Source organism: Paenibacillus sp. BK720, from assembly GCF_011761545.1.
Lineage (GTDB): Bacteria > Bacillota > Bacilli > Paenibacillales > Paenibacillaceae > Pristimantibacillus.
Map to the genome: position 1 here is coordinate 1132380 of NZ_JAASRQ010000002.1, position 25448 is coordinate 1157827.

Genomic DNA, 25448 nt, shown 5'->3' on the forward strand with positions numbered 1-25448 from the left:
ATTATGAGAAGACTTCAAGGCCTGATTGCAATGATGTTCATTATTCTCGTTTTGCTGGCACCTATGCCCGCTTTTGCCGAAGAAACCTTGCAGACGCCAGGGGAACAAACCAGGCAGCCCACCGATCAGACGGTAGAGCAGCTGCCGGAAACGCCTCATTCCGAGGCGGCAATCTTGATTGATGCCAAATCCGGCGCCGTGTTGTTTGCCAAGAATGAAACGGAACGCTTGTACCCGGCCAGCATAACCAAAATTGTAACCGGCATCATTGCGCTGGAGCAATCGGATCCTTCCGACATCGTAACCGTCTCCAAGACGGCGCGGGGCGAAGACGGCACCCGGATCTACCTGGCGGAAGGCGAGCAGAAGCCGATGCTGGATCTTATCGAAGGTATGCTCATTAACTCCGGGAACGATGCGGCCACCGCGATAGCGGAGCATATCGACGGTACCAAAGAGCAATTTGCCGTTCGTATGAATGAATTTGTGCGCAAGCTTGGACTCTGGGATACGAATTTCGTCAATCCAAGCGGCTTGCCGGATGATAATCAATACACGACAGCGAGAGATATGGCCAAGATTGCGCAATATGCGATGCAAAACGAGCAATTCCGGCAGGTGGTGGCAACCAAATCGAGGCCGTGGGTCGGTCAAGAATGGGTCTCCAAGCTAGAAAACCACAACAAGCTGCTGGGCAGCTACGATGGCGCCATTGGCGTGAAGAACGGCTTTACGCAGGCGGCGGGCTATACCTTGGTTTCCGCGGCGCAGCGCGGCGATATGGAGCTTATTGGCGTTATTCTGAAAGGCGCTACCGATTCGGGCGTTTATAAGGATATGACGCAGCTGCTTGATTACGGGTTTGCCCATTTTTCGAGCATGCAGGTTATGGCCGCCGACGAGAAGCGGACGTTCGTAACGCGGGACACAGGGAAGCCGGCGGAATTTATGGCCGACAAGCCGCTATACGTGACGGTCAAGGACGGGGTTGTTCCTGACGTAGTTGTAGACTCAAGCGGCAAAGCTTACGTTCAATCTTCGGAGGTTTATAATCCGGCCGAAACAGCGGGGACTTTGGTTCCGATCATTCCGCTTGCCGAACAGGCAGAGGTTCAGATTGCCTCGGTTAAGAATTCGGATCCCCTCAAAGGCAGCGGACAATCCGATAATTTCACAGGCTGGCATCTGGGAGTTGCGATTACCTGGTCCGTCATGCTTCTATTCATGCTGTTAGCAGGAAGAATCATGTATGTAAGGCAACGCAGAAGAAGACTATATAAATAAAGCGTAAAGAGCCAGGACTTATAAGAAGTCTTGGCTCTTTTTAAATTCCAGCCGTTTCACTTAGGGTAGGCAAAATTTGTCGAATTCGATTACAATAGAGGTATTCGGACAGGAGGAATAGCAATATGAACGCAAAGACACGCATTATTTTGGATGTAGACACGGGGATTGACGATGCACTGGCCATTTTGTATGCCTTGCTCTCGCCGGATATTCATGTGGAAGGACTAACAACCGGCTTTGGAAATATTCATGTGGAACAAGCTACGGAAAATACGCTCAGGCTCATTAAGCTGGCGAATTGCGGCTACGAGGTGCCGGTCGCGGCAGGGGCTTCCGGTCCGCTGAAGCGTGAATATGCCGGTCCGGTGCCGCATATTCACGGCTATAACGGGATTGGCGACGCGGAGATTCCGCCAACGGAGCAGCAGCCTCTGAAGGAATCGGCAGCGGAATTTATCGTCCGTAAAGCCCACGAACTGCCGGGCGAGCTGGTTGTGATTACCGTCGGCCGCATGACCAACCTGGCTCTGGCCTTGTCGCTGGATCCATCCATTGCGGGCAAGATCCGTCAAGTTGTCGTAATGGGCGGAACCGTCTTCGCTCCGGGTAACGTCACTCCGGTCAGCGAAGCGAATCTGTGGGGCGACCCGGAGGCGGCTCAGCAAGTGTTCCGTTCCGAGGTGCCGCTTACGATTGTAGGTCTGGACGTTACGCTGGAAACGAGATTATCCAAAGGTCATCTGGCCCAGCTTCGTCAGCTTGCACCGGATAACAAACAGCCAATCGTCGATTTTTTACATACATCGCTCGAGAAGTATTTCGATTTCTATCTCCAAACCAATCAATACCTCGGCGAATGCCCGATGCATGACCCGCTTGCGGTGCTGGTCGCGGTTAATCCGTCTCTTGTGAACACAAGAGTCATGCATGCGGATATCGATTGCGGACACGACTTGACGGCAGGCATGATCATTACGGACCGCCGGGTCATTCCGGCAATTGGAAGAGAGATTACATTCTGTCTGGAAGTGGATGCCGACCGTGCTCTGCGGCAAATGCTGTCCGTGTTTCTTGCACCTTAAGAACGGATAAGTTGATATCGACAAGGAAAGAAGATGGCTCATATGGAACAACGTTATTCCCGCGAATCCAGATGCTACAAGACGTCCAGGATTTTCCCGACGGATGTGAATAACCACAACACGTTATTTGGCGGCAAGCTGATGGCCTATATCGATGATATTGCGTCTATTGCCGCGACCAAGCATTGCCGGCGCGCCGTCGTAACCGCGTCAACCGACTCCGTCGATTTTCTGCAGCCGATCCGGCCGTCGGATTCCGTATGCCTGGAGTCCTTTGTTACTTGGACGGGCCGTACGTCCGTGGAGGTGTTTGTTAAGGTCATTAAAGAAGATCTATTAACCGGGGAGCGCATCGTTGCGGCAACCTCTTTCCTGACGTTTGTCGCTCTGGATCAGAATAAGCACCCGGTACCCGTGCCCAAGGTTATTCCGGAGTCCGAGGAGGAATTCAAGCTGTACGAGACGGCTCCTCATCGTGCGGAGATGCGGCGGATCCGCCGCGAGGAGAGCAAGAAATTCGCGAACTTTTTGACGGTTGCCCATCCGTGGGATTAATAGAGGACAGAAAAAATGCGCATTCAGCTCGAATGCGCATTTACTACATAGTGGATACAGCCGTATACGAATAAGGCTAAAACCACGCATAATCCAATGATAATGAATACTGCTTTACGACCATTCATTTAAGCACCAGCTTTCTTATGCACATCGATCTTGGGTCTATTATATACGAATATGGTAGTAAAGTCATGGCAAGGCAAGTCTTGCTTCATTCCGCGATGTTACATATACTTTTAGAATCGGGTTATGCTTGACCCGGCTTTAAGGAAGTCTGGCAAGAGGGGAATGACGACAAAATGGAGCAAGCTTCCAAACCGCAGCAGGATGCCACAAACATTCCGCAGGAGGAGTTTTTCGCTGCTGCCGCATTATTTTGCCGCGCATATCCAGTATTCGTCGCGGAGATTGACCGTGTAGAAGCCGAACGCGGAAGATTAAACGACTTCCAGCTTATGCGTGCGGTGAACAAAGCCAAAGAAGGTCTTGTTATTTTGGGCTGGGATTGCCGAAAAGCCGTTAATGCGCTATTTGATACGTATGTGGAGATCTATAAGCATAGCAGCAAGGATGACGCCAACGAATGGGCGGAATCAACCTTCGGCTGCAGCAAGACCCTAATCTACGAGCCTCCTCTTGAAGAGGAAGAGATACTGGAGCAAGGCTTGTCCCTGGAATTTCGCATTGAGCAGCTTACGGCACTTATTCATGAACAAGAGGCAACTCTGCTGCAAAATTACAGGGATCTCTACCGGCTTAAGATCGCTGCCGCCCATGAGGCGGAAGCCGATAACAGCCAGGGAGAATCGGAGCAAAACAGCAATCAGCTTGAAGAGTAAGGAGAAAAACCGCTGTCGGCTCCGGCAGCGGTTTTTCCTATCCGGTTTGCGTAAACGATTTCATGCGAAGGGTTGTATGCTATACTTAGAAAGCGATACCTGCTCAGACTTGGTTGAAAAAGATTAGGAACGGACAGTCAGGGAGAGGAGACGGGAAACATGATCAGAACTATGCTAGTGACAGGCGCGGATCGCGGGGTTGGCTTGGCGCTTGCCGCCAAATGGCTGGAGGACGGCAACCGCGTATTCGCGGGACAATATGCGGACAGCCCCGGATTGCAAGAGCTGCTGCAGCAATACGGCGAGCAGCTGACGGTGTTCCCGCTGGATGTGGCAAGCGACGCAAGCGTGAAGCAAGCTCATGAATGGGTACGGTCCCGGACGGATAAGCTTGATGTTCTTATAAATAATGCCGCGATCCTGGGAGATATTCGAAATACTATTCTCGGAGAGCTCCAATATGAAGAAATGCTGAGTGTATTTAACGTGAATGCTCTAGGCAGCTTGCGCATAAGCCAGACGTTTACGCCTCTTCTGCTGCAAAGCGATTCCAAGCTGATCGCCAATATTTCATCGGAAGCAGGCAGCGTTACTGATTGCTGGCGCGATGCCTGGTACGCGTACTGCATGTCCAAGACGGCGGTGAACATGCAATCGAAGCTTATACATAACGGACTCAAGCCGCAGGGAGGACGCGTGCTGGTCATTCATCCGGGCTGGGTGAAGACGTTTATGCAAGGCAAGCTGGATGAAGCGGCCGAGCTGACACCCGAGCAATCCGCGGCAGGAATTACGAAGGTGATCCAGTCGGCATTAGCAAGAGATGCGGCTGAAATGGAATGCGAATACGTAGATTACGAAGGTAGGAAATTGAATTGGTAAAGACACTTTTAGAAGCGTTTAACGCAGCGGAATACCCGGTAGTCGGACATGGAAAACGCAATGTTCAGGTTCTTAAGGATACCTTTGACCATCTGGACGGCGAGATGGATAGCGATATTTACGGTACGGGAAAAGTGATCGAAGATTTTCAAGCGAAAATAGCGGCTTTTCTAGGGAAACCTTCGGCAGTCTTTTTTCCTAGCGGTACGATGGCCCAGCAAATCGCGCTTCGGCTATGGTGCGAGGAGAAGAGCAGCCGCAAGGTTGCTTACCATCCATTATGCCATCTGGAGATTCACGAGCAGGATGGTCTGAAGGAGCTTCATCATTTGGAACCCGTACTGCTGGCCGATAAAGACCGCTTAATCACGCTTGATGATGTGAAGAGCATGGATGATGACATTGCTTGTATGCTGCTTGAACTGCCCCAAAGGGAAATAGGAGGACAGCTGCCCGCCTATGAGGAGCTTGAGGCGATTGCGGACTATTGCCGCGAGAAAGGCATCAAGCTTCATCTTGACGGTGCTAGACTTTTTGAGATTTTGCCTTATTACGGGAAGACGGCGGCAGAAGTGTGCAGCTTGTTTGATAGTGTTTACGTGTCCTTTTACAAAGGCATCGGCGGTATTGCGGGAGCAATTCTTGCGGGCGAGGAAGAGTTCACGAAGCTATCGAAGATCTGGAAACGGCGCCATGGCGGAGATCTGATCAGTCTCTATCCGTATATTCTAAGCGCGGATCAGGCGTTTGACGAACGGCATCCGAAGATGGAGCAGTATTACCTTTCTGCCATAGAACTAGCCGGCCTGTACAATAGCGGAATTGAAGGCATTAGAACACGCCCGATAGTGCCGGTATCGAACATGTTTCACGTTCATGCCGCCATGCCGAAAGAAACCTTTGAGAGGATCTTGCTTGAGATATGCGAAGAGTCCGGGATTGGCTTGACGGGCAATGTCCGTGACGCAGGGAAAGGGGCCTCCTATTATGAAGTAAGCTTGGGAGACCGTTATCCCGCGATACCGAAGGAACGGTTGAAGCAAGCCTTTGAGCTGCTTCACGAGAAAGTAAAACAAACGGCGAAATGAATATGTTACTATTTTCTATATAGCGGTGAAGGAGGAAGCGAGAATGTCGGATTATGATGAGCTCTCGGAAAGACGAAGGAATAAGCTGAAGCTGATGCAGTTCGATAAGGATGAGCATTCCTTGGTCGAATCGGACAAGCCGAAGGAAACCTTCGAGGATGTTGGCGGACTGGAAGAAGTAAAGAAGAAGATCCGCATGAACTTTATACTGCCTTTGCAGCAGCCGGAAATCTTCAAGGCTTACGGCAAAGAGGCCGGCGGCAGCCTTCTCTTGTTCGGACCTCCCGGATGCGGCAAGACGTTCCTTGCCCGGGCGGTCGCCGGCGAGATTGACGCGAATTTCATTCATATCGAGCTGCAGGCGATCCTGTCGATGTATGTCGGTCAAAGCGAGCATAACCTGCACGACGTATTCCAGAAAGCCCGGGAAAATAAGCCATGCGTTATCTTTATCGATGAGCTGGATGCAATGGGCGGCAGCCGTCATCAGATGAGGCAGCATCACGAGCGCATGCTCGTCAATCAGCTTCTGACGGAGCTGGACGGACTGCAATCCGGCAACGACCAGGTATTCGTCATTGGGGCAACCAATACGCCTTGGTATCTGGATTCTGCCTTGCGCCGCCCCGGAAGGTTCAATCATCTAGTGTTTGTACCGCCGCCTGAAGAGGAGGAGCGTTCCACCATCTTGCAGCTGAAGCTTGCAGGCAAGCCTACGAGCTCGCTCAATCTGGGCAAGCTTGCCGCAGAGACGAAGCTGTTCTCCGGAGCCGACCTGGAGCAGGTTGTGAATGATGCCGTAACCTCTGCGATGGAGAGAACGTTCGAGACCGGCGACATTCAGCCGATTACGCAAGATGATCTCCGGAAAGCGCTGAAGGAGCGGAAGGCGACAACGATCGAATGGTTTGCGACAGCGAGAAACTATGCCACCTTCAGCGACGTGAACGGGGATTACAAGATTGTGCTGGATTACGCGAAAAAGCATGGGATAAAATAAACGATTCGGGAGGAGGATGAAGTAGTGGAAGAAGAGACATTAACCCCATCCTCTCTTACTGGCTATACGAGCGTGTACCAGCTGATGTCCTGGAAGAAATATAAGGAAGCCTTGCTTGAAACGGAGAAGCTGCTAAGGGAAGATCCTCATAACCCGGATCCCTACGCCTTATATGCTCAAATTTGCATGTTAATGGGGGATTACGAGAAAGCCCGTCATTGGGTGGAAGAAGCGTTAAAACGGGACCCCGAGCATCATCTAGGCTGGTATGTCCGCGTTTCGTTGTTTTATGAGACCGGCAACGAGGCTGCTTTTCACGAGGCAGTCCATGAAGCGCTGCGAATTGATCCTTACGAGGCTCATTATTATTACTTGCGGGCTAATCAGCTGAACAAGAAGGGCAAGTTCAAGGAAGCGAAGGAGCAAATCGAGGTTGCTCTGGAGCTCGAACCCGAGAATCCGCAATATCTGTCCATTCTTAGTTACACGGAAGCTTTGCTCGGGAATGATGCCGTATCCAGAGATGTCGAGCGGGAAGCTCTCCGTTATGGCGCGGAAGAACCGATTGTGCTGATGTACTTGGCCTGGTCTGCCGCCAGGCGAGGGGATTACAAGCTGCATGAGACTTATATGCGGAGCGCGGTGCGGTTAAATCCGGACGAGAAGCAGTACCAGGATGAGTACCTGGAGTCGCTTCAGAATCAATATGTGCTCTACCGGATTTGTTTGTGGCCTAATAAATTATTCCGTAAAATGAAGCCTTGGCAAATTTTCGTGCTGTGGGCGGTATGCTGGTTATTGTTCAAGCCGCTTGTCCTTGTCTTTATTATCCTTCATCTCGTCGCCCACTGGTCGACCAAAGCAATCGTTCATGTGAAGATCTTTGGCTGGCGCAGACGGCGGACATAAGCCTAATACGGAACCCGTGCAAAAACCGGATCGATTCTCTAAAGGAGAATGATCCGGTTTTTTTTAATTTCCGGTTAGATCTAGTTGCTTGTGGGATCTCAAAAATTCCAGATACTGCCTTGATGCGCGGGATAAGTATCGTTTTTCATTCCAGGCGATGGAAAATTCGCGTACGCAGACCGGATCTTGAATGTTCAACAGCTTAACATTGGGATCCTCATTCGTATTGCGCGGCACAAAGGCTATGCCAAGTCCCGCTTGGACAAGGCTCCATAATGCAGAGGGTTCATCGACCTCGCAGATGATAGTTCTGAATATACCCGCGGCTTCGCAATAAGCTTCGTTAATTTGCCGGAACGGATGACCCGCATGATATTCGATATATGCCTCATTCGCTGTTTCGATCAAAGTAATCGTGTCTCTGTCCGCGAGCGGATGAGTGATTGGCACGGCAAGGCAGACTTCCGCCTTCAATACGATTTGCTCTTTGATCCAAGATTGGTTCAGAGGCGCCGCAATGAAACAGAGGTCTACGTCGCCGCGCTCCAAGAGGCCGATCATGTCGCCCGAAGAGGCTGGAGGGATCTGGGTCACGCGAAAAATAATGTCCGGATTCTCCTTGCGAAATTCGCTAATGGTGGAAGAGAGTCGATTAAGCGTTGGGGTAGCAAGCCTTATGGTTCCTTGCTCCGTGCCCAGCATATCTGCCAATTCCCGACGTCCTTCGTCAAGCGCGCCAAGCGCGATTTCAACCTGTTGCAGAAATGCCTTGCCGTAGCGATTTAACCGGATTTGCCGGTTATTTCGGTCAAACAGGGGGACGCCGACATCCTCTTCGAGTCGCGATATGGTCTTGCTAAGCGCGGGTTGAGCGATTCGAAGCACTTCGGCAGCTTTGGTCATATGCTCGTATTTCGCAACCGTACGGAAATAATGAAGCTGCAACAGTTCCAATAAGTAAACCTCCCAGTCCTTTATCCTCTTTTTTTCCATATACCTGAGTATATAATAACATACAATATTATATATTATCCTTTATCGATTGGCAGGGGTATATTGGTAAATATAAAGAGAAACAGGAGGGAAATGCCATGTCAGCGGAACAACCTGATGTCACGCAACCAGCAATAGGAAACGTACTCATTAAGCTTCTTGCGTTCACCCTGATTTTATCTTCCATGAGCGCGACGATGTTCAATATTGTTCTTCCCGAGATCCGGACCGACTTTGAACTCTCCGTCGCTCAAGTCAGTTGGGTATCGACAGCCTATTTACTCATCTATGCAGTAGGTTCCGTTATTTACGGCAAGCTGCTCGATCGGTATCAGGCTAGAAATTTGATTACCTTTGGACTCCTCGTATTTGCTTCAGGCTCATTGCTAGGGCTGCTTGCGGTATCATTCCCATTCGTACTGATGGCCAGAATACTGCAAGCGGTTGGAGCATCCGTTATTCCGGCACTAGCCATGTTAATTCCCGTCCGTTATTTTCCGCCGGAAAGAAGGGGGCATGCCTTGGGAATTTCGGCTACCGGATTAGCGCTTGGCAATGCGATTGGACCCATTGTCTCTTCGCTCTTGGTGTCATTCGTTCATTGGAGATGGTTGTTCGCGATACCTTTGCTCATTCTGATCACCTTGCCGTTCTATCGTAAGCATTTGAGCTCGGAACTAAAAGAAGGCGGCCGTATGGATTGGCTTGGAGCAGGCCTGCTTACGGGGACGGTAGCCCTGCTGCTGCTGGCCATTACGCAAGGGAACCTTTGGCTGGGCATCGGAAGTGCCTTGATGCTTATCGGTTTCATCTGGCGTATTCGTACAGCGGCTGATCCGTTCATCTCCAGGGCGCTTATGAGGGATCGCATCTATTTAATGGGGTTAATGATCGCGGCGATCGTGATGAGCATCAGTTATTCATTGCCGTTCCTAACCCCTCAATTGCTGGCGGATATCAATCGGTTGGAGCCCGGCGTAATTGGCTTTGTCATGGTTCCCGGAGCATGCTTGTCCGCTTATTTAGGTCGGAAAGTAGGGAAATTGGCGGATTCCAAAGGCAATTCCTTCGTTTATCACACAGCGTCGATATTATTATTCAGCTGTTTCCTTCTGTTATCGATATTTGTTGGGAGTCCGGCGATTCTGATCGGATTCATTTTCACCATTGGCAATGCAGGCCAGATGTTTATGCAAATCGTACTATCCAATACCATCTCGCGCAGCATTCCTAAGGATCAGATTGGAGTTGGAATGGGGTTGTTGACGCTGTGCAATTTCCTGTCCGGTGCGGTCTCTACGGGGATATACGGCAAAGTGATGGATCACAGCGCCCGGTCGAGTTGGATACCTTGGCATTCCAACGAAGCTTCTTTTGTATTCAGTAATTTATATCTTGTACTGGCTCTTCTTCACATTGGCCTGCTTTTTCTGTATCGAAGTGTATATGCAAGCGGGAAAAAGACGAATTCGGCTGGACGAATGCTTGGTAATCACCGATAAGGAATTGACGGATCGATCTACTTGAGGGACCGGTTCGCTTTTTATTGAAAAAAGCATTGACTCTCCTCTTAGGGGAGACTATAAACTTCATGATGTGAACGGCCGTTCCAAAAGTTAGGGAAACAGGAGGTTGAGCATGTTATTGTCGGTGAAAGAGGTCTCCGAGATGGCCCATGTGACCATCAAAACGCTGCATCATTATCATAAAATCGGTCTCCTTAAGCCAACTGAAATCAGCGAAGCCGGTTACCGGTTGTACGGTGAAAAAGAGCTGCAGCGCCTGCAGGAAATTCTATTTTACCGCGAGCTGGAATTTTCATTGGATCAAATTAAGGAAATTATGAATTCCAACCCGGATCGCAAGAGCATTCTCGAGAAACAGGAAGCACTGCTAATCAGCAAGAGTCAAAGGCTTCATACCCTTATTGATACGATTAAATTAACGATAACGTCGATGAAAGAAGGAATAACTATGGAGAACAACCAATTATTTGCCGGCTTTGCTAACGAGCGGCAATGGAATGAAGCCCTTGAAGAGCAGAGTAAATACCTGGAGGAAACCTACGGCATGGAGCCGTTAAAGGTTCAGGAGGCTGATGTTCAAACGATGAATGAGCAGGCTGCCGAAGCGGTGACCTTCATGAGCAACATGGCTGAATCGTTAAGAGCCGGATTGAAGCATAACGAAGCGAAGATAGCTGATTATATAAAGAATCATTTAGATTTCCTGAATAGACACGGGCATAAACTCTCAGCCTTGGATTTTGCTTCGCAAACGAAATTTTTCCTGCAGGATGATTTCCATTTGAGTATGCTGGAGGCTCAACAAACCGGGCTGGCCTATTATCTTGCCGCTGCGGCAGAGGCCTATCAAGCACAAAGCAAGCGATAAAAGGGAAAAAACTGTAAGCGTTTACAATAATAAAAAACCAGGTTGAATCAGATAATGATTCTGCTTGGTTTTTTTTTGCGCGTTATACGGAATACGCGTTTAAACGTGGAAACAAACAATGATTACATTGATATTGATCATCAAACTTTTAATGATTGCAATGACAAGTTTAGCAAAATCAAACCAGATTGATTAATCAAGAATCAAATCTAACAAGAATCAAATCTAATGATCAAAATCTAAAGATCAAAATCTAAAGATTAAAATTTAAGAGCAAAATCTGAAGATTAACATTTAAAGAGCAAAATCTGAAGATAAAATTAAAAAGATCTAAGCAAAATCTGAAGATAAAATTTAAAAGATCTAAAATAGCGCAGACAAGCAACTGGCAACTAAATAAGAGCAAACTGGCCCAGCTTTGGTTTTCCTTATTATCTTTTTCACAAAACCCGTATTTTATACATATGTCTTAAATCCGCAATATCTACAATTTCGTAGTTAACGCCCGCTGATAATGCCCCCATCGAAACGTTTCATTCCACTCTAAAGTCTGAAACGTTCTACCTCGAAGGTTTAACCTATACAACGACGGCCATCGTTGAACAGACCGTTCGAGACTACACTTACTATAACTCAATTCGAATTCAAACGAAACTAAACAACCAGTCGCCGGTTGATTTCCGACGACTGGCTGCTTAAACTTGAAAGGTGTTTTGATCCCTGTCTCAAAAACGGGGGTCAGTCCCTTTGTGACTGATGCTTTTTTTTATGCCCTTTTAAGGGTAAATCTGGAGACATCACTCTTCATCAAACCGGTAAACACAAATATGAATAATTTTCTTCACATTTATTAACGATACTAGTTTTGAAAATAAGCCCGCTGATGAGCGGACTTATTAGGTTTATTTCTTCATTTCATCCTCTTTATCTTCATCCAGTAGCATTCCTTCCCGTGTTCCTTTGCGAAATTCCGAAAAAGTGGATCCAATGGCTCTTCCAAGCTGAGGCAGTTTGGAAGGTCCGAACAGTAGCAAGCCTACGACAACAATAAGGATAAATCCTGTGACTCCAATACCGTATGGCATATAAATTCCTCCTCGTGTTTTCGTTAGAAGTTCATCTTAAATGCAACGTTTTTCTTATCACAACGATTCTTAGAAGCCCCTGCCTGATCCATCGCTAAGAGAAAAAGGAAACTAAGGATAGCTCCAAACCATACAAGACCTAGTCCCTGAAATACAGCGATACAGCGGGTACCTCTCTTCCCAGTTCCTGACCTTCCAAAAACGTATCGATTACTAGAAATAAGAGAAGTCCAACTGTGAAAAATCCATAGGCGTTGTAAACCTACCCTGGCAACAAGCGTTCATACAGAAAATCTACCACATGAACGGATTGTGTCTTGCGGTAATCACCATGCTTCGCTATGCCGAGCTTCATTTGCAATAAACATCCTGGGTTGCTGGTCAGTATGAATTCAGATTCAGTGGCATTGGCATGTTCCATCTTGTGTTCGAGTATTTGTCCGGCCATTGCGGGCTGCGTCAAATTATAGATACCTGCCGATCCGCAGCAGCGGTCGGCTTCCTTCATCTCGGTGAAAACCGTGTTCTCCACTTGCCGGATCAGCTCTCTTGGCGCCTTGGAAGCTCGCATCACGTTGCGCAAATGACAGGAATCCTGATAGGTCACACGCACGGAAGTCATTTCGCCCTGATCAGCATAACGTAATTGACGACCATGCAATACAAGTATTTCCGATATGTCGATTACCCTCTCCGCGAACCAAGCCGCGTCCTCCCGCCACTGCGGATCATCATGCAGCAAATGATCATACTCGACAAGCAACGCGCCGCAACCTCCGGCGTTGGTCACAATATAATCAATTCCAGCTTCCTTAAAACAACGTATGTTACGGCGGGCAAGTGCTCTGGCTTCCTCCGATTCCCCGCTATGTGCGTGAAGCGCGCCACAGCAATTCTGGGATTCGGGAATGATAACCTCGAACCCCGCTTCATTCAGCAACTGGACGGTCCTGACGTTCGTCTTCGTAAACAGCACATCCATGATACAACCCCTGAACAAAGCGACAGTCGCGATTTTATTCCCCTTGGCTGGATGAAGTACGCCCATCTGCTCTATAACGCCGCGAATAGCTGCTTTCGGCAGGATAGCTTCCATCTCACGAATATAGGCAGGAAAAAGCTTCATGACCCCCGAAGTGCGTGCCATCTTGGGTATGCCTGACTTCTGATAAATTCCCATGACATTGCCGAGCAGCTTCATCCGGCTTTGCTTTGGGAATATACTCCGGAATGCAGTACGGCGTATCGCCTTAACCCACCACCGATGGCTTTTCGTATGGTCCTCAATCGCATCCCGTGCCTGCTCAATTAGTTGCCCATACTTCACATCGGCAGGACATGCGGGTTCACACGCACGGCATCCAAGACAATGGTTCATCTGCTCTTCGAAAAGGCGATCCGGTTCAATCACACCATCGACTACCGCTTTCATTAGTGCGATCCTTCCTCGCGGCGATTCGGCCTCGACACCCGTCTCCCGGAATGTCGGGCATGCAGGCAAGCAGAAGCCGCAGCGCATGCAGTTGGTGAGCTGCTCGTAATCGAGCGTAAGCCGCAGCTTCTCTGTCATCGAAATACTGGCTTCCCATGCCACAGGTTTCCGATGGTTCGAGTTATCCACGGTCAATCACCACCCTTTTGCGTGTTTCTTTGGCGAACATTTTGCCCGGATTCAGGATGTTGTTCGGATCGAACACCTTCTTGATTCCTTTCATCATGGTTAGACCAGCATCACCCACTTTCCATTCAAGGTAAGGTGCCTTTACGATACCGACACCGTGTTCACCTGTTATCGTTCCGCCGAGCCTGATAGCTGCTTCGAAAATTTCTTCAAAAGCCTCCTCTACCCGGTGTACCTCCTCCGGGTTTCGGGCATCCGTCATCGCGGTCGGGTGAAGGTTTCCATCGCCCGCATGTCCGAAGGTGCAAATTTGTACGTCATATTTTTTCGCGATCCGATTGATTTCTAATACCATTTCGGCGATTTTCGAGCGAGGGACGGTAGCATCCTCCAATATCGTCGTCGGCCGCAGTCGAGCGAGCGCCGTGAAGGCACTTCGCCGCGCAGTCAGCAATTTGAGCGACTCTTCCTCATTTTCCGCTACACTAATTCGGTCTGCCTGCTCTGCCCGACATATCTCCTCAATCCGAGCTATATCCCTTTCCACCATCTCCGCATCGCCGTCCTGCTCAATTAACAATATCGCCTCCATATCCCGGGGAAGCCCTAGTTTAGCATAATCATCCACGACTCGAATCGTTGGGTTATCAAGAAACTCCAAAGTCGCCGGAATAATACGGTTTTCGATGATTTTCGAAACCGTCCTAGCCGCTTTATATATATCCTTGTACATGGCAAGCATCGTTTTTTTATATTTCGGAGGAGGAATGAGCTTTAAAGTCGCTTCTGTAATCACCGCAAGCGTCCCCTCTGAACCGACAAGCAACTTGGTCAAGTCGTATCCTGCCACGTCCTTCATAAGTTTTCCGCCAGTGCGGATGATGTCGCCATTCGCCAAAACGGCTTCCAGACCGATAACATAATCCTTTGTTGTCCCATACTTCAAACCTCGAAGTCCACCGGAGGATTCCGCAATGTTGCCACCAATCGTCGAGATGACCATACTGCTCGGATCTGGAGGGTAGAAGAGCCCAAGCTCTTCTATCCGGGTGATAAATTGCTTGGTAATCATTCCGGGCTGAACAGTTGCTGTCAAATTTTCCAAGTCCACTTCGAGCAAACGGTTCATTCTGTGCATGACCAGGACTATTCCGCCTTGAACAGGTACGGTGCCTGCGCTAAGATTCGTCCCAGAACCTCTGCTCACGATTGGGATACAATAGTTATTCAGCACCTTTATAATACGGGAAACTTGTGCCGTATTTTCGGGATACATAACGGCATTCGGTAATGCTTGCAGCATAGGCGTCCCATCATAGGAATGTGTCACCAACGAATGAGAGTCGTCTTTGAAATAGGCTTCTCCAACAATCTCAATTAATTGTCTTCTCACCTCATCATTAAGCATTGTTAAGCCACCTTCACGGTTAAAATTAGTCAGGTTATGTTCCAGAAAAAAATTAACCCCTGCAAACTAATACGTAGGGCTTAAGACAGCTTGATGAGCTGGCCGCCGTCTATGACCAGACAGTGTCCCGTCATGTAACGGGACTCGTCGCTCGCCATGAACAGGGCCGCATCGGCAATATCTTCCGGCTGGCCGACCCTTCGCATTGGAATCGTCTTTACATAGGTCCCTATCGCCTGCGGATTCTCTATTAGCGGCTTAGTCAGCCTCGTTTCGATAAAGCCGGGGCACAGCGAATTGACGCGGATGCCGTATTCGGCCAGCTCGAGCGCCATCGACATCATTAGTAGATTTAGACCGCCCTTCGACGCATTGTAATGGGCTTGATCAGACTCAGCTGCCAATCCGTTCACACTCGACATCTGAATAATCGAACCACCGGTTCCTTGATGCACCATATCCCTTGCCGCACGTTGAGATACGAGGAAGGCGCCCTTCAGGTTCACGTTCAAGTGCCGGTCCCAATCCTCCTCCATAATCTCGAGAAAAGCGGATGGCTTGCAAATGCCAGCGTTATTCACAACAATATCGAGCTTGCCCCATTGAGCGGTCACTTTATCGATCATCGTATCAACCTGGGACTTGCTTTGAACGTCCGTAACGACCTCTAACACCTCTGCACCTTCAGCGCGAAGCAATGCGCTTATTTCCTCCAGTGCCTCCGTTTCATTGTCCGCAATCGCCACCTTCGCGCCTTCCCGTGCAAAACGCAGGGAGACGGCACGGCCGATGCCGTGCGATCCACCTGTAATTAAGGCTACTTTATCATTGAGGCGCATGTCCTTGCCTCCTCCCTTAACTAAAGACGGCCTAAAGCCCGATCTACGGCTAGCAGTGTTACTTCGATATCCGGCAGGCTGTGAGCCGTCGAAATGTACCATAAGCCGTTCGGTCGCAGCAGTACGCCTTCGCTAAGCATAAGTTCAGCAAATCGGGCATACTTGCCTGCATCTCTTTTATTGAAGGTGTCAAAATCCGTAACCTCCCGCTCATCGGTAAACATCAGATGGAAGACCGGACCGAGCTGATTGATCACGCCTGGAATACGATGCTTGCTCAGCAACGCGCGAATACCGGCAGATAAGGTGACTAACAGCTCTTCCATACGCTTGTAGGCGGTCCCCTCATTACTTGCAAGCTCTCGGATCGTAGTCAACGCAGCGGTAATGGCCACACCGTTCCCGTTCAATGTTCCCAGATGACTGACATCGGATGAGTCGATATATTTCATAAGCGCGGATGTACCGGCTACAGCGCTGATTGCAATCCCCCCGCCCATCGCTTTGCCGATAGTGACCAGATCCGGCTTGATGCCGAACCTTTCATGCGCGCCGCCAAGACTTAATCGGAAGCCTGTAATGACTTCATCCAAAATAAAAACGATCCCCAGCTCCTTCGTTAACCGGGCGATGAGCTCCAAATAACCGGGCTTTGGTTGAATACAGCCCGAATTACACATAACCGGCTCCGAAATAACGGCAGCGATCTCGGAGGCTCGGGTCCTTAACGTCGATTCCAGCGCGGCCGGATCGTTCCATGGAAGCAGGATGATATCATCCAGACTGTTATCGCTTTGCCCCATCGTGCCCGGAGGTACTGCGGAAGTCTCTCCACCGGCGGCCGGCCCGCTTAATCCGGCTCCGGGAAAAGAGGTAAAAATCGAATCCGACCAGCCATGATAATGCCCATGAAAACGGACAATCTTACTTTTCCCCGTATGGGCACGGGCGAGGCGTAACGCAAGCATAACCGCTTCGGTGCCCGAGCCGCTGAATGCGACCTTCTCCGCGCAGGGAAGCACTTTCACCAGCAGATCGGCCAGCTCGATCTCGCCTTCGTGCTGCAATCCGTACGTGTACCCTTTGCGCATCGAGGCTAAGATCGAATCTGTTAATCCGTCATGAGCATGCCCGAGAATCAAAGGGCCGTAGGCAAGTAAATAATCGATGTAGGTATTCCCGTCTACGTCCTGCAGGCGGGCGCCTTTGGCAGATTCAGCGTACAACGGAACCGGCTTCATCGAAGCGCGAAGCGAGCTCGCGACGCCTCCGGCAAGATGCCGCTGCGCTCGCTGGTAGTTGGCTTTGGAACGTTCAATATTTAACATATGGGATTTACCTCCCTAACTAGATATAGACGAATCCAAAGGAAAGATAGGACGTTTGATATGTTTATATGGAAAATGGGACAGGTTGGAGCTGCAGCAGCCCGGCGTATCGACGGGTAAGACAGCCTTGCAAATGGACCCGAATGCGGTCTTCCAGGCTACGGCCGATTTGACGACAATCACATGAAAATCCTCTGCTTGTAGCCCCACTGAGCGGACATGCCCCGGATCCCAAGGGGCGGTTCGCTTCTCGGTTACAATGAGAGTAAGTTTACCAGCTTCGATCACGGCCGTTTTCCCCATATCCGCCCACTGGCCGGTCATATAAGGACCGATATGCGTATATTTGCCGTCGAACAGTGTCCGGACGATCCCGTGTATCCGAACGGGCTCACCGTGCAGGCGGTCGCTTCTTCCTCCGATACGGCCGTCGTAAACGGCTCCGACCCCGAGGCTGTACGCTTCTGCAGCGGCCTCTTCGTCATGCATGACGATAAGCGTTTTTTTCGAAGGGACGGTCAGAAGAGCCAGGGTATGGGTCGCGTCTGCAGGCGCTCCGCCACCGACATTATCCGAGCCTTCCACCAGAATGACGGGGCCTTCCGCGATCTCCATCGCTTTGGACACCGCTTCCTCCACCGGCAGATCCGCGTAGGCGAACCGTTCCCTGCAGTCCCAAGCCATCCGCTTTAGCTCATCGGCATAACGTACCGCCAATTCCGGATCCTTATCGGTTGTCACCACGAAGGATACACCAGCGTCCGGCACGTCACAGTAGGGGAATCCCCCTGCCACCGTAACATTTAATACCCGCGGTTCAAGCTCCATGGCAAATGCCCGGTTCATCCATTCCTTCATCGGACCTTCTTCATGAGTCAGCATCATCTGAGGAACAACCAACATGCCAGGCTTCGCCATTGCAAGCGTAGGTACGATTTCACCGCGGATCGTCCGGATCAGAAGTGCAGCCGCTTCAACCGCCCTCTCATACGCATCGATATGCGGATACGTATCGTAGCCCACGAGAATATTGGTATTGCGTACCATTTCCGGACTTATGTTCGCGTGCAGATCCAGCGTCGCCGCAATCGGCTTAGTTAGCCCGAGCCGTTCCCGCACCCGCCGCAACAGCTCGCCTTCCACATCAGGAAGCCCCTCAGCTGCCATAGCTCCATGCAGAATAACCAGCACGCCGTCCGATGTGGTGTCGAGCGAACCGGCGACTGCTCCGATCAGGTAATCTGCCGCATCCGCTGCTATCATCCCGCTCGGTACTGCTCCTGCATACAATCCGCAGGCAAGCTCTATACCCTCACCGCAAACCGCATCGATTACGCCTCCCATCGAAGTGCGTGTGTCCCTGTATCGGCTAAGGAATTCATCATTGCCGAGCACCCATTCGGTGCTGAATGCCTCCAATCCCGTCCTGCCCGGGGCAAATGTATTCGTTTCATGATACATCCCAATTACTGCAAGCTTCATGCTGATTCATCCTTTCTTAAGGAAGCAGTCCGCACCAGTCAATGAGAATTTCCGCATACCAGCGGATCAAGCGCTCGTAAGAAACAAGTTCAAGGCATTCGTCTGCCGCATGGGCATTCTTCCCGCTCGGACCTAATATTAATGCCGGCGTACTGCTGTATAGATTAAACATAAAGCCGTCACATGCGAACGGAGAACCCTGAGGCGGACCGATGGGAGCCCCAAGCACCGCTTCGCCGGTTCTGGCGGCAATCTTCATGAAGCTGTCGGTGCTGTCATCCCTGCGCATTTCACTGCCGCTTAAGTAACGAATCAGCGGCTTAATCTGCGGACGGCAATTGACAAGCGTCGGGTAATGAACCAGCTGGGCCTCGTAATAATCCCATAATTCAGCCAATATATCCTCTCCGGTCACTCCTGGATAAGCTTCGATCCAAAAATTAAGCTCTCCCGTTGCGGGAAGCTTCTCCTGCAGCTCGCGGCTTGCATCTCCGGAGTTAATGCTAAGCAGCGTTACCTCGGGTTCCCGGCCGCCTTTCCATAAGGGATGAGGTGTCAATCTAGTGAGATGGTATTCTCCGAATGCTTTCAGCATGGCGGCGAACTCGACCGTTGCGTCCAATGCGCTTACGAGCTCCTCCCCTGAGAAGCCGATCCCGCTTTTCCCTTCGAAACGCGCTTTCCAGATGCCTCCGCCCAAATGTGCCGTATACAGCCGCATATTGGAGGGCTCTGGAATGATCGCCATATCGGCATTTAATCCCCGCAGTCTGCCGGCCAGTGACCCGTTTGCTCCCCCGTGCTCTTCATCAACGACGCTCTCGATGTGTACCGCCCCCGCAAGGGGAACGTTCAGCGAGATCAGACACTTCACCGCCATCATGGCGGCTGCCATGCCGCCCTTCATGTCATATGCGCCGCGGCCGTACAGATAGCCGTCATGCACTTCACCGCCAAAAGGCGGGTAATTCCACCGCTCTGTACCCTGGTAAACCGTATCTGCATGCCCTGAAAATAGCAGCGATCTGCCAGTACCGCCAAAAAAACTCCCCGCTACATTTGGACGGTTCGTATACACCCTGCTGTCCATATAAGCGGGATGAACCTTTAAGGCGGGCACCTCCATAAGCGAGTACCTATCTACCTCAGCCCCTGCTTCTTGTAACCACTCGGCCAGAAACCGCTGATATTCCGCTTCATCCCCATCAGGAGGGTGGTTAACGCTTGGTATTTGAACTAACTTGGCTGCCAGTCCGACAGCCTCCTCCCGATGTTCTTCCACCCATTGGCGGATCGCTTGCGACAACCGGTCGCGTTCCATTCCGCATTCCCTCCCCAGCTATCCTGTTATTCCTGCGTTCTTGTTGCCGGAGCATAGGCGATTACATCGATTTCTACCAGATAGGCTCCCATATCGACAGGTGCCGTTGTTCTTGCGGGATAAGGCTGACGGAACACGCTCGCATAGGTCTGGTTATATCCGGGGAAATCTTCTGTTTTGCTGACAAAAGCATTCGTTTTTACGACATGATCCAGTGTAAGGCCCACCTGCTCCAAGATGATTTCGATATTCCGGAGACATTGACTGGTCTGATCTTCGATGGTTGGACCAACAACCTCACGCGTAACGGGGTCCACGCCAACCTGCCCGGAAACATAAACGAAATCTCCAGCGCGTACGGCATGAGAAAAGGGCAGCGGAAACTGCGGAGCCTGAGGGATGTTATAAGCTTTAGGCATAGTAATCAACCTCTCTTGCCAAATAATTATTGAATGCAGCCGCGAGCATCGACGGCAATCAGCCTTTCAACCATCCGGTCACGCACGCCATGCAGGGTATCGTGCAAATTGGTTACGGTACAGCAATGGTTGGGAATAAATTCGAGCCGGTCTCCGATAGACAACTGTACTCCTTCAGGAACTTTAACGATGCCATGCTCTTCGCTAAGGCGCTCGATGTACACCGACGGATCGCTTCGGAGAAAGCCGTAACCCGGACGGTGCGGATTCGTATCGCTGCTGAATGTTTTCGAGCCTGCATCGATAATGGCGGTCCCGGGTCGAGGCGTACTGACAACCGTCGCCAAGATGCTCATCGCAAGCTCATCCATGGTGATGGACCCGATCTCCAATTGGGAGATGTCACCGAACACGTAGGCGCCCGGTCTTGTTTCCGTAGCCCCTGTCTGTTCCGCAATAAACTTGGAGGTCGGAGTCGATCCTACGCTGATTTCGGGAATCCGAATGCCTGACTTTTCCAGCAGCTCCTTCGTTTGGACCAAGCCGCCGACCTCTTCAGCTGCTGCCTCTCGGAGCTCGCTCAGGCTCTTCTTGCCGTAGGCATGACCGCCATGGGTCATTAGCCCGCGGACCTCGACACCAGGCATGCCTGCCATTTGCCGGATCAAAGCGGCAGTTTCCTCGCCCGGCTCGCCGCCGCATCGGTTCAGTCCGGTATTCACGTCGATATACATCGTAATACGGCGATTAAGGGATTCGCCCAAACGGGATATATCTGCGGCTATAGCAGCGTGATCGGTGGATACGGTAACCTTGATCCCGCGGTCGATCAACGCACGAAGCCTGCCAAGCTTGGCTTCGCCGACAAGCGGAAAGGCGATTAACAGATCCTCGACCCCCGAATCAGCAAGCACTTCCGCTTCGCCAAGCTTGGCGACCGTTAAGCCGCAAGCGCCGTATTCCAACTGCTTGCGCGCAATCCATATACTTTTGTGCGTTTTGAAATGCGGCCTTAGTTTCACTCCGGCACGCCTCGCCAGTTCCGCCGTCCACTTGATATTTCGTTCGAGTATATCCAAATCGATAAGCACTGCCGGTGTATCCAGCTCCGATAGGTCCAATGGTCGGCTGATAATAATCGCCTCCTTCATGTTTCAACGTAAAGAGCCTGACGATATACGAACGTCAGGCCGCTAACTTAAGACATAGTGCTACGCATCCAGCACCTGTCCGTCTAGTACCAGTCGTTCACGCAGCCTGGCGTAGTCGATCTCCTGCACGGCGCAGCCGGCTTCCATAGCGAGCGCGGCCGCCGTTGCCGCGGATTGCCCGAGAATCATGAATACGGGCTCCATGCGAATCGAACCATAGGCGATGTGTGAAGAGGATAGACAAACAGGCACAATCAGATTCGTGCATTCCTCTGCCTTAGGTACAATAGAACGATAGGAAATCGGATATGGACCGATAGGGTTTATTTCCACATTGCCTTCATTGACGCACCGGCCGTCCAGCACAAGCCTTCGGCAGTTATGGGAATCCATTGTGTACGTAGCGAGTCCGACGGAATCTTCTACCACGGAATATTTACGGCAATGATGCTCGGTCATGACGACCTCGGCAATCATACGACGGCCTTCCCTTATATATAACTGATGCGGCCAACCGCCCGTCTCTTTGAACTCGTCAGCTGGCAATCCCCACTGGCGTGTTTCCGCACGGACGTGGGACGGGACGGATTCATCATTCGCGAGAAAATAGAGCATCCCCAGATTATAATTCACATGGTCCTGAAAGATAGCCTCACGAGCAGCATAGGTCCCCTCCGGCCAATTGTAGTTAGCCCCGATATGATCGGTGCTGACCGCGCCTCGGTTGTTCAGGTCGGATTTGCCCCTGGGCATGATTTTATTCAGCTTCAAAGTATCCCATACCCCATCATGGATGTACCGGGCCAGCAGCGCAAACCGGTCGGGGTTATAGTTCGGCGGCTCGGGAAAAGCGATCCGGTTACTCGGAACATTCGTCAGGCATATACGGAAATTGTAAGCCTGGACGCTGCGGTCGCCCTGTCCCTGATAGCCCGGCGATTCATCACTGATGCCTGGAAGCAGTCCGCTGCCTGGTTTCCCCGGGATCCTGTACGGATCGGTCCAAGCATAGAAATTATGCTTCGGATGCCCGAAGTGAATGCCGTTCAACGTCTCTCGGTATACCGAGTTCGCTTCCCGGCCCACATGAAAGGATACACCTGCCCGAGCCATCAAATCTCCCTCATAGGTAGCGTCAATAAATACAGAGGCTGTGAAAGAATTACCGTTCTCCATCTGCATACGGACGATCTTGCCGTTCTTCATTTCGACCGAGTCCAGATGCTGCCGGTAATACACAGGCGTCTCCGCACGTTCCAGCCATTCTGCAAAAATAGCTTCCGCTATATGCGGCTCGAAGGCCCATGCGGAGCCGTCCGGCTCATCGCTGCCGTAATGCCTGCCGATCGTTCGGTAAAATTCCCGGGATATTCCGCCGATAGCATCCTTGTTACCGACATCCGTGCGGCCTAACCCGCTCGCGGTCATCCCTCCCGGATGCGTGCCGAATTCGGCTATTACGGAGCGGAGCCCCATCCGGCTTGCTTGAACAGCTGCGGCTATCCCCGCAGGAGTGGCGCCATAAATGCATATATCCGTTTCAATATGCTCCGGCGTTCCGGCCACTGCCTGCGGTGTATAATAAATTAATTTACTGAAATCAGCCATCTTTTTTCATATCTCCTTATCCCGCACGGACTTGTTCTCTATGCACTGCGGCTCCTTCATTCCCCGATTGGTACCGTTCCTTCTGTAACCGGTGGCGTTTCGGGAGCTGGAGTCGCGGTTCCATCGGTAACCGGTTGTTCAATTGTTCCTGGAGCCGGTTCTTCGGTAACCGGCGGTTCTGTCGTTTCTGGAGCCGCAGCTTCAAACCATACGCCAACAAGACTGACGATATCCCAATTGCCGTCATCCCGCCCGCTTAAAGTGACCAAATCGCCGGGATTCGCGGATTGAAGTTGTCCCTTGAGACCGGTAGGCGTTCGGATCGACGATCCGGACTGCGGCGTCAGCATGACCGGATAAGCCGTCTCAACCGAGAACGATATCAGCTGCCCCCTCCGTGACTGCGGCAGCGTGAACGCAGATGCGCCAGAAGCGCCTGTATTGGTGACAAGATGTCCGTTGGCACCCGAGTCAATCTCTGCTTGGGAGGACAGCGCGAGCTCCGGCCGCGGGTATAGCTCAGCGAACACCCGGTCTGCAGTGGGATCTACATAGAGCAGACGCTGCCCGCCCCCACTAGCCGTGCAGTTGATAAACCGGATGTCACGAATGGTTTCCTTGCTATTTTTCTTAACTGAAAATCCGCGTGCAATCAAGGGTACCGGCCGCTCATCGATAGAAGCGCATTCCACAAACTCAACGTTGCCGATGGCCGTCCTTGGAAATTGAGGCACAGTCGTGACAATGAAAGAAGAGCCGTAACCGTATGGGTCTTCAGGCATATTCACCGTATTGCAATTGACCGCTCGGCAGCGTATGAAGGATACCTTGATGCTCTCTGGAGAGAGTGATAACACTGAATATCCGCCATACTGCTCCTCTTCCGCCATGCAATCGATGAATTTAACCTCTCCCTTAACCGCGTTCGCTCCTTCCCCGCCGTAATTGACGGAGCTGCCGAAGGAATTTCCTTTGGTGCGGCAATGTTCGAAGGTAATATCGATGCGAGGATTAGCTGCAGTCATCTTCTGAAGCGCAACGAGAAAGCCCCGCCCAACATTACCCTCGGCCACGCAATCCACAAAGCGGATTTTTTTCAGGGGGTCTTTGCCTGAACTGTTGTTGGGCTCGATATCAACTCCACTTTTCGGTGCTGTGCCCGCCGAGCGCGTGAACCTGCAGCTCTGCACCAGCAAACCGTCCACGGTAGTGACGGAAAGCCCCTGCCTGCGGTTATTGTTAGCCGTACAGTTCAGCAGGACAATTTCTTTGCTATACGGCTGAGACGCTTCGTAATTGCCGATATAGAAGCCGTCCCCACCACTGTCGTTCGCATGGATCCCTTCGATAACGACATTTTCCGAACCGCTGATATCGAAAATATGCGCCTGTTCCCCGGAGGTGTAAGCAGATTGCTTCATTTGCAGGGTAGCCCCGTTGCCGATGATATGCACATGCTTCGCATTTTTAATTCGGACCAGCCGTTCATAGGGAGCTACTTTTTTTAACGTATCGATCGCTTGGATCACGGTGCCGGGTTCGAATTCGATAACAATGTCGCTCGGCACGATCAATTGGCCGGACAAATAATAACTGGCTTTTTGCTTAGGGATATACAGACGTTTGCCGGCTGCGGCGTTAAGGGCATTCTGCAAAGCCTGCGTTTCATCGGTCACACCGTCACCAACAGCGCCGAACCAGGAGAGTACAATGGTGTCTCCGAATACCCGCTTGAATCTTTTCCCCTGCGTCGTTACGACTACAGTTCCGTTATTGTCCGCCGATGTCGTATCTGCGTTGTCAACCAGGAAAAAACCTTCCTTGCCTTTATCCGTCACATAGTAGGCAGCCTCAGGAAGACGATCTGCCGTTGTTCTCAATCCGCTCAACGTCACGGTCATACACGGTTTATTGCTTGAACTGTCAGTAGTGGACGTGGACGTGGCTGCCAACACCAGCTTGGGGTTGATCAGGCCTCCCACAGTAAAGGCGATCACTCCCGCCCCAATGGAAGCGAGCAGCTCCCTTCGGTTTAACTTCATCCCCGATCTGTCTTTGGTGGAAACTTCCGCAATTTCTTCATTCGGATTTGTCTGTTGGTCACTCATACCTCAGAACCCCTCTCAGAAATATGTTGGACTAGCTCCCAAATAT

Annotated in this window: 22 protein-coding genes and 1 pseudogene; 11 read left to right on the forward strand and 12 right to left on the reverse strand. The window is 50.9% G+C overall.

Going from position 1 to position 25448, the window contains the following annotated elements; translation table 11 throughout:
- Positions 1-3: 3 nt before the first annotated feature.
- From FHT67_RS11845 to FHT67_RS11880, 8 genes are all read left to right on the forward strand, one after another.
- Positions 4-1284, forward strand: a complete 1281-nt coding sequence (locus FHT67_RS11845) for a D-alanyl-D-alanine carboxypeptidase family protein (RefSeq protein WP_167198273.1) — start codon at positions 4-6, stop codon at positions 1282-1284.
- Positions 1285-1409: 125 nt separating this feature from the next.
- Complete coding sequence (locus FHT67_RS11850; protein WP_167198275.1) at positions 1410-2369, forward strand: nucleoside hydrolase; 960 nt, start codon at positions 1410-1412, stop codon at positions 2367-2369.
- A 42-nt stretch (positions 2370-2411) separates the two neighbouring features.
- Positions 2412-2924, forward strand: a complete 513-nt coding sequence (locus FHT67_RS11855; RefSeq protein WP_167198278.1) for an acyl-CoA thioesterase — start codon at positions 2412-2414, stop codon at positions 2922-2924.
- A gap of 302 nt (positions 2925-3226) precedes the next feature.
- Entirely contained in the window at positions 3227-3766 is a 540-nt protein-coding gene (locus tag FHT67_RS11860) for a hypothetical protein (RefSeq protein ID WP_132305376.1), read from the forward strand.
- Between the two features lie 159 nt (positions 3767-3925).
- Positions 3926-4648, forward strand: a complete 723-nt coding sequence (locus tag FHT67_RS11865) for an SDR family NAD(P)-dependent oxidoreductase (RefSeq protein WP_167198280.1) — start codon at positions 3926-3928, stop codon at positions 4646-4648.
- Positions 4636-5736 carry a beta-eliminating lyase-related protein gene (locus FHT67_RS11870; RefSeq protein ID WP_167198438.1) on the forward strand — a complete coding sequence of 367 codons (1101 nt, stop codon included), beginning with the start codon at positions 4636-4638 and terminating at the stop codon, positions 5734-5736. Before FHT67_RS11865 ends, FHT67_RS11870 begins: the two co-directional genes overlap by 13 nt.
- 43 nt (positions 5737-5779) lie before the next feature.
- Positions 5780-6736, forward strand: coding sequence for an ATP-binding protein (locus FHT67_RS11875; protein WP_132305370.1), 957 nt, complete (start codon positions 5780-5782; stop codon positions 6734-6736).
- Between the two features lie 24 nt (positions 6737-6760).
- Positions 6761-7645, forward strand: coding sequence for a tetratricopeptide repeat protein (locus tag FHT67_RS11880; protein WP_167198283.1), 885 nt, complete (start codon positions 6761-6763; stop codon positions 7643-7645).
- A 63-nt stretch (positions 7646-7708) separates the two neighbouring features.
- On the opposite strand, the gene FHT67_RS11885 is transcribed toward FHT67_RS11880, so the two are convergent.
- Positions 7709-8599 carry a LysR family transcriptional regulator gene (locus FHT67_RS11885; protein ID WP_167198286.1) on the reverse strand — a complete coding sequence of 297 codons (891 nt, stop codon included), beginning with the start codon at positions 8597-8599 and terminating at the stop codon, positions 7709-7711.
- Positions 8600-8736: 137 nt separating this feature from the next.
- Here FHT67_RS11885 and FHT67_RS11890 point away from each other — a divergent pair, with 137 nt between their 5' ends.
- The 3 genes and pseudogenes from FHT67_RS11890 to FHT67_RS11900 form a co-directional block, all read left to right on the forward strand.
- On the forward strand, positions 8737-10140 hold the full coding sequence (locus FHT67_RS11890) for an MFS transporter (protein WP_167198288.1): 1404 nt from the start codon (positions 8737-8739) through the stop codon (positions 10138-10140).
- 136 nt (positions 10141-10276) lie between these two features.
- A complete protein-coding gene (locus tag FHT67_RS11895; RefSeq protein WP_167198291.1) occupies positions 10277-11032 on the forward strand; it encodes a MerR family transcriptional regulator in 756 nt (251 codons plus the stop codon).
- Between the two features lie 501 nt (positions 11033-11533).
- Positions 11534-11731, forward strand: a pseudogene (locus FHT67_RS11900) (IS3 family transposase); the annotation flags it as partial.
- A 203-nt stretch (positions 11732-11934) separates the two neighbouring features.
- On the opposite strand, the gene FHT67_RS11905 reads toward FHT67_RS11900, so the two are convergent.
- The 11 genes from FHT67_RS11905 to FHT67_RS11955 all read right to left on the reverse strand — a co-directional run bounded on the left by FHT67_RS11905 (position 11935) and on the right by FHT67_RS11955 (position 25402).
- Entirely contained in the window at positions 11935-12117 is a 183-nt protein-coding gene (locus FHT67_RS11905; RefSeq protein WP_132305360.1) for a twin-arginine translocase TatA/TatE family subunit, read from the reverse strand.
- A gap of 262 nt (positions 12118-12379) precedes the next feature.
- Positions 12380-13687 (reverse strand): (Fe-S)-binding protein, encoded by a 1308-nt coding sequence (locus FHT67_RS11910; protein WP_167198294.1) that lies wholly within the window; start codon positions 13685-13687, stop codon positions 12380-12382.
- Between the two features lie 43 nt (positions 13688-13730).
- A complete protein-coding gene (gene glcD / locus FHT67_RS11915) occupies positions 13731-15146 on the reverse strand; it encodes a glycolate oxidase subunit GlcD (protein ID WP_167198296.1) in 1416 nt (471 codons plus the stop codon).
- Positions 15147-15226: 80 nt separating this feature from the next.
- Positions 15227-15985 (reverse strand): SDR family NAD(P)-dependent oxidoreductase, encoded by a 759-nt coding sequence (locus FHT67_RS11920; protein WP_167198299.1) that lies wholly within the window; start codon positions 15983-15985, stop codon positions 15227-15229.
- A 20-nt stretch (positions 15986-16005) separates the two neighbouring features.
- Positions 16006-17313 (reverse strand): aspartate aminotransferase family protein, encoded by a 1308-nt coding sequence (locus FHT67_RS11925; protein WP_167198302.1) that lies wholly within the window; start codon positions 17311-17313, stop codon positions 16006-16008.
- A 15-nt stretch (positions 17314-17328) separates the two neighbouring features.
- On the reverse strand, positions 17329-18795 hold the full coding sequence (locus tag FHT67_RS11930) for a M81 family metallopeptidase (protein ID WP_167198305.1): 1467 nt from the start codon (positions 18793-18795) through the stop codon (positions 17329-17331).
- Between the two features lie 16 nt (positions 18796-18811).
- A complete protein-coding gene (locus FHT67_RS11935; RefSeq protein WP_167198308.1) occupies positions 18812-20116 on the reverse strand; it encodes a M20 family metallopeptidase in 1305 nt (434 codons plus the stop codon).
- Between the two features lie 26 nt (positions 20117-20142).
- Positions 20143-20535: a RidA family protein gene (locus FHT67_RS11940; protein ID WP_167198311.1), complete on the reverse strand. Its 393-nt coding sequence runs from the start codon at positions 20533-20535 to the stop codon at positions 20143-20145.
- Positions 20536-20561: 26 nt separating this feature from the next.
- Complete coding sequence (locus tag FHT67_RS11945; protein WP_208403224.1) at positions 20562-21656, reverse strand: alanine racemase; 1095 nt, start codon at positions 21654-21656, stop codon at positions 20562-20564.
- 90 nt (positions 21657-21746) lie between these two features.
- Positions 21747-23294, reverse strand: a complete 1548-nt coding sequence (locus FHT67_RS11950; protein ID WP_167198317.1) for an FAD-dependent oxidoreductase — start codon at positions 23292-23294, stop codon at positions 21747-21749.
- Between the two features lie 56 nt (positions 23295-23350).
- The gene (locus tag FHT67_RS11955) at positions 23351-25402 is read right to left on the reverse strand and encodes a right-handed parallel beta-helix repeat-containing protein (protein WP_167198320.1); all 2052 of its coding nucleotides are present in this window, start codon (positions 25400-25402) and stop codon (positions 23351-23353) included.
- Positions 25403-25448 lie beyond the last annotated feature (46 nt).

Excerpts from the sequence above, each read along its gene's own strand:
- FHT67_RS11845 (WP_167198273.1), top strand. The coding sequence starts at position 4 with ATGAGAAGACTTCAAGGCCTGATTGCAATGATGTTCATTATTCTCGTT.
- FHT67_RS11850 (WP_167198275.1), top strand. The coding sequence starts at position 1,410 with ATGAACGCAAAGACACGCATTATTTTGGATGTAGACACGGGGATTGAC.
- FHT67_RS11855 (WP_167198278.1), top strand. The coding sequence starts at position 2,412 with ATGGAACAACGTTATTCCCGCGAATCCAGATGCTACAAGACGTCCAGG.
- FHT67_RS11860 (WP_132305376.1), top strand. The coding sequence starts at position 3,227 with ATGGAGCAAGCTTCCAAACCGCAGCAGGATGCCACAAACATTCCGCAG.
- FHT67_RS11865 (WP_167198280.1), top strand. The coding sequence starts at position 3,926 with ATGATCAGAACTATGCTAGTGACAGGCGCGGATCGCGGGGTTGGCTTG.
- FHT67_RS11875 (WP_132305370.1), top strand. The coding sequence starts at position 5,780 with ATGTCGGATTATGATGAGCTCTCGGAAAGACGAAGGAATAAGCTGAAG.
- FHT67_RS11890 (WP_167198288.1), top strand. The coding sequence starts at position 8,737 with ATGTCAGCGGAACAACCTGATGTCACGCAACCAGCAATAGGAAACGTA.
- FHT67_RS11895 (WP_167198291.1), top strand. The coding sequence starts at position 10,277 with ATGTTATTGTCGGTGAAAGAGGTCTCCGAGATGGCCCATGTGACCATC.
- FHT67_RS11905 (WP_132305360.1), bottom strand. The coding sequence starts at position 12,117 with ATGCCATACGGTATTGGAGTCACAGGATTTATCCTTATTGTTGTCGTA.
- FHT67_RS11910 (WP_167198294.1), bottom strand. The coding sequence starts at position 13,687 with ATGACAGAGAAGCTGCGGCTTACGCTCGATTACGAGCAGCTCACCAAC.
- glcD (WP_167198296.1), bottom strand. The coding sequence starts at position 15,146 with ATGCTTAATGATGAGGTGAGAAGACAATTAATTGAGATTGTTGGAGAA.
- FHT67_RS11920 (WP_167198299.1), bottom strand. The coding sequence starts at position 15,985 with ATGCGCCTCAATGATAAAGTAGCCTTAATTACAGGTGGATCGCACGGC.
- FHT67_RS11925 (WP_167198302.1), bottom strand. The coding sequence starts at position 17,313 with ATGTTAAATATTGAACGTTCCAAAGCCAACTACCAGCGAGCGCAGCGG.
- FHT67_RS11930 (WP_167198305.1), bottom strand. The coding sequence starts at position 18,795 with ATGAAGCTTGCAGTAATTGGGATGTATCATGAAACGAATACATTTGCC.
- FHT67_RS11935 (WP_167198308.1), bottom strand. The coding sequence starts at position 20,116 with ATGGAACGCGACCGGTTGTCGCAAGCGATCCGCCAATGGGTGGAAGAA.
- FHT67_RS11940 (WP_167198311.1), bottom strand. The coding sequence starts at position 20,535 with ATGCCTAAAGCTTATAACATCCCTCAGGCTCCGCAGTTTCCGCTGCCC.
- FHT67_RS11950 (WP_167198317.1), bottom strand. The coding sequence starts at position 23,294 with ATGGCTGATTTCAGTAAATTAATTTATTATACACCGCAGGCAGTGGCC.
- FHT67_RS11955 (WP_167198320.1), bottom strand. The coding sequence starts at position 25,402 with ATGAGTGACCAACAGACAAATCCGAATGAAGAAATTGCGGAAGTTTCC.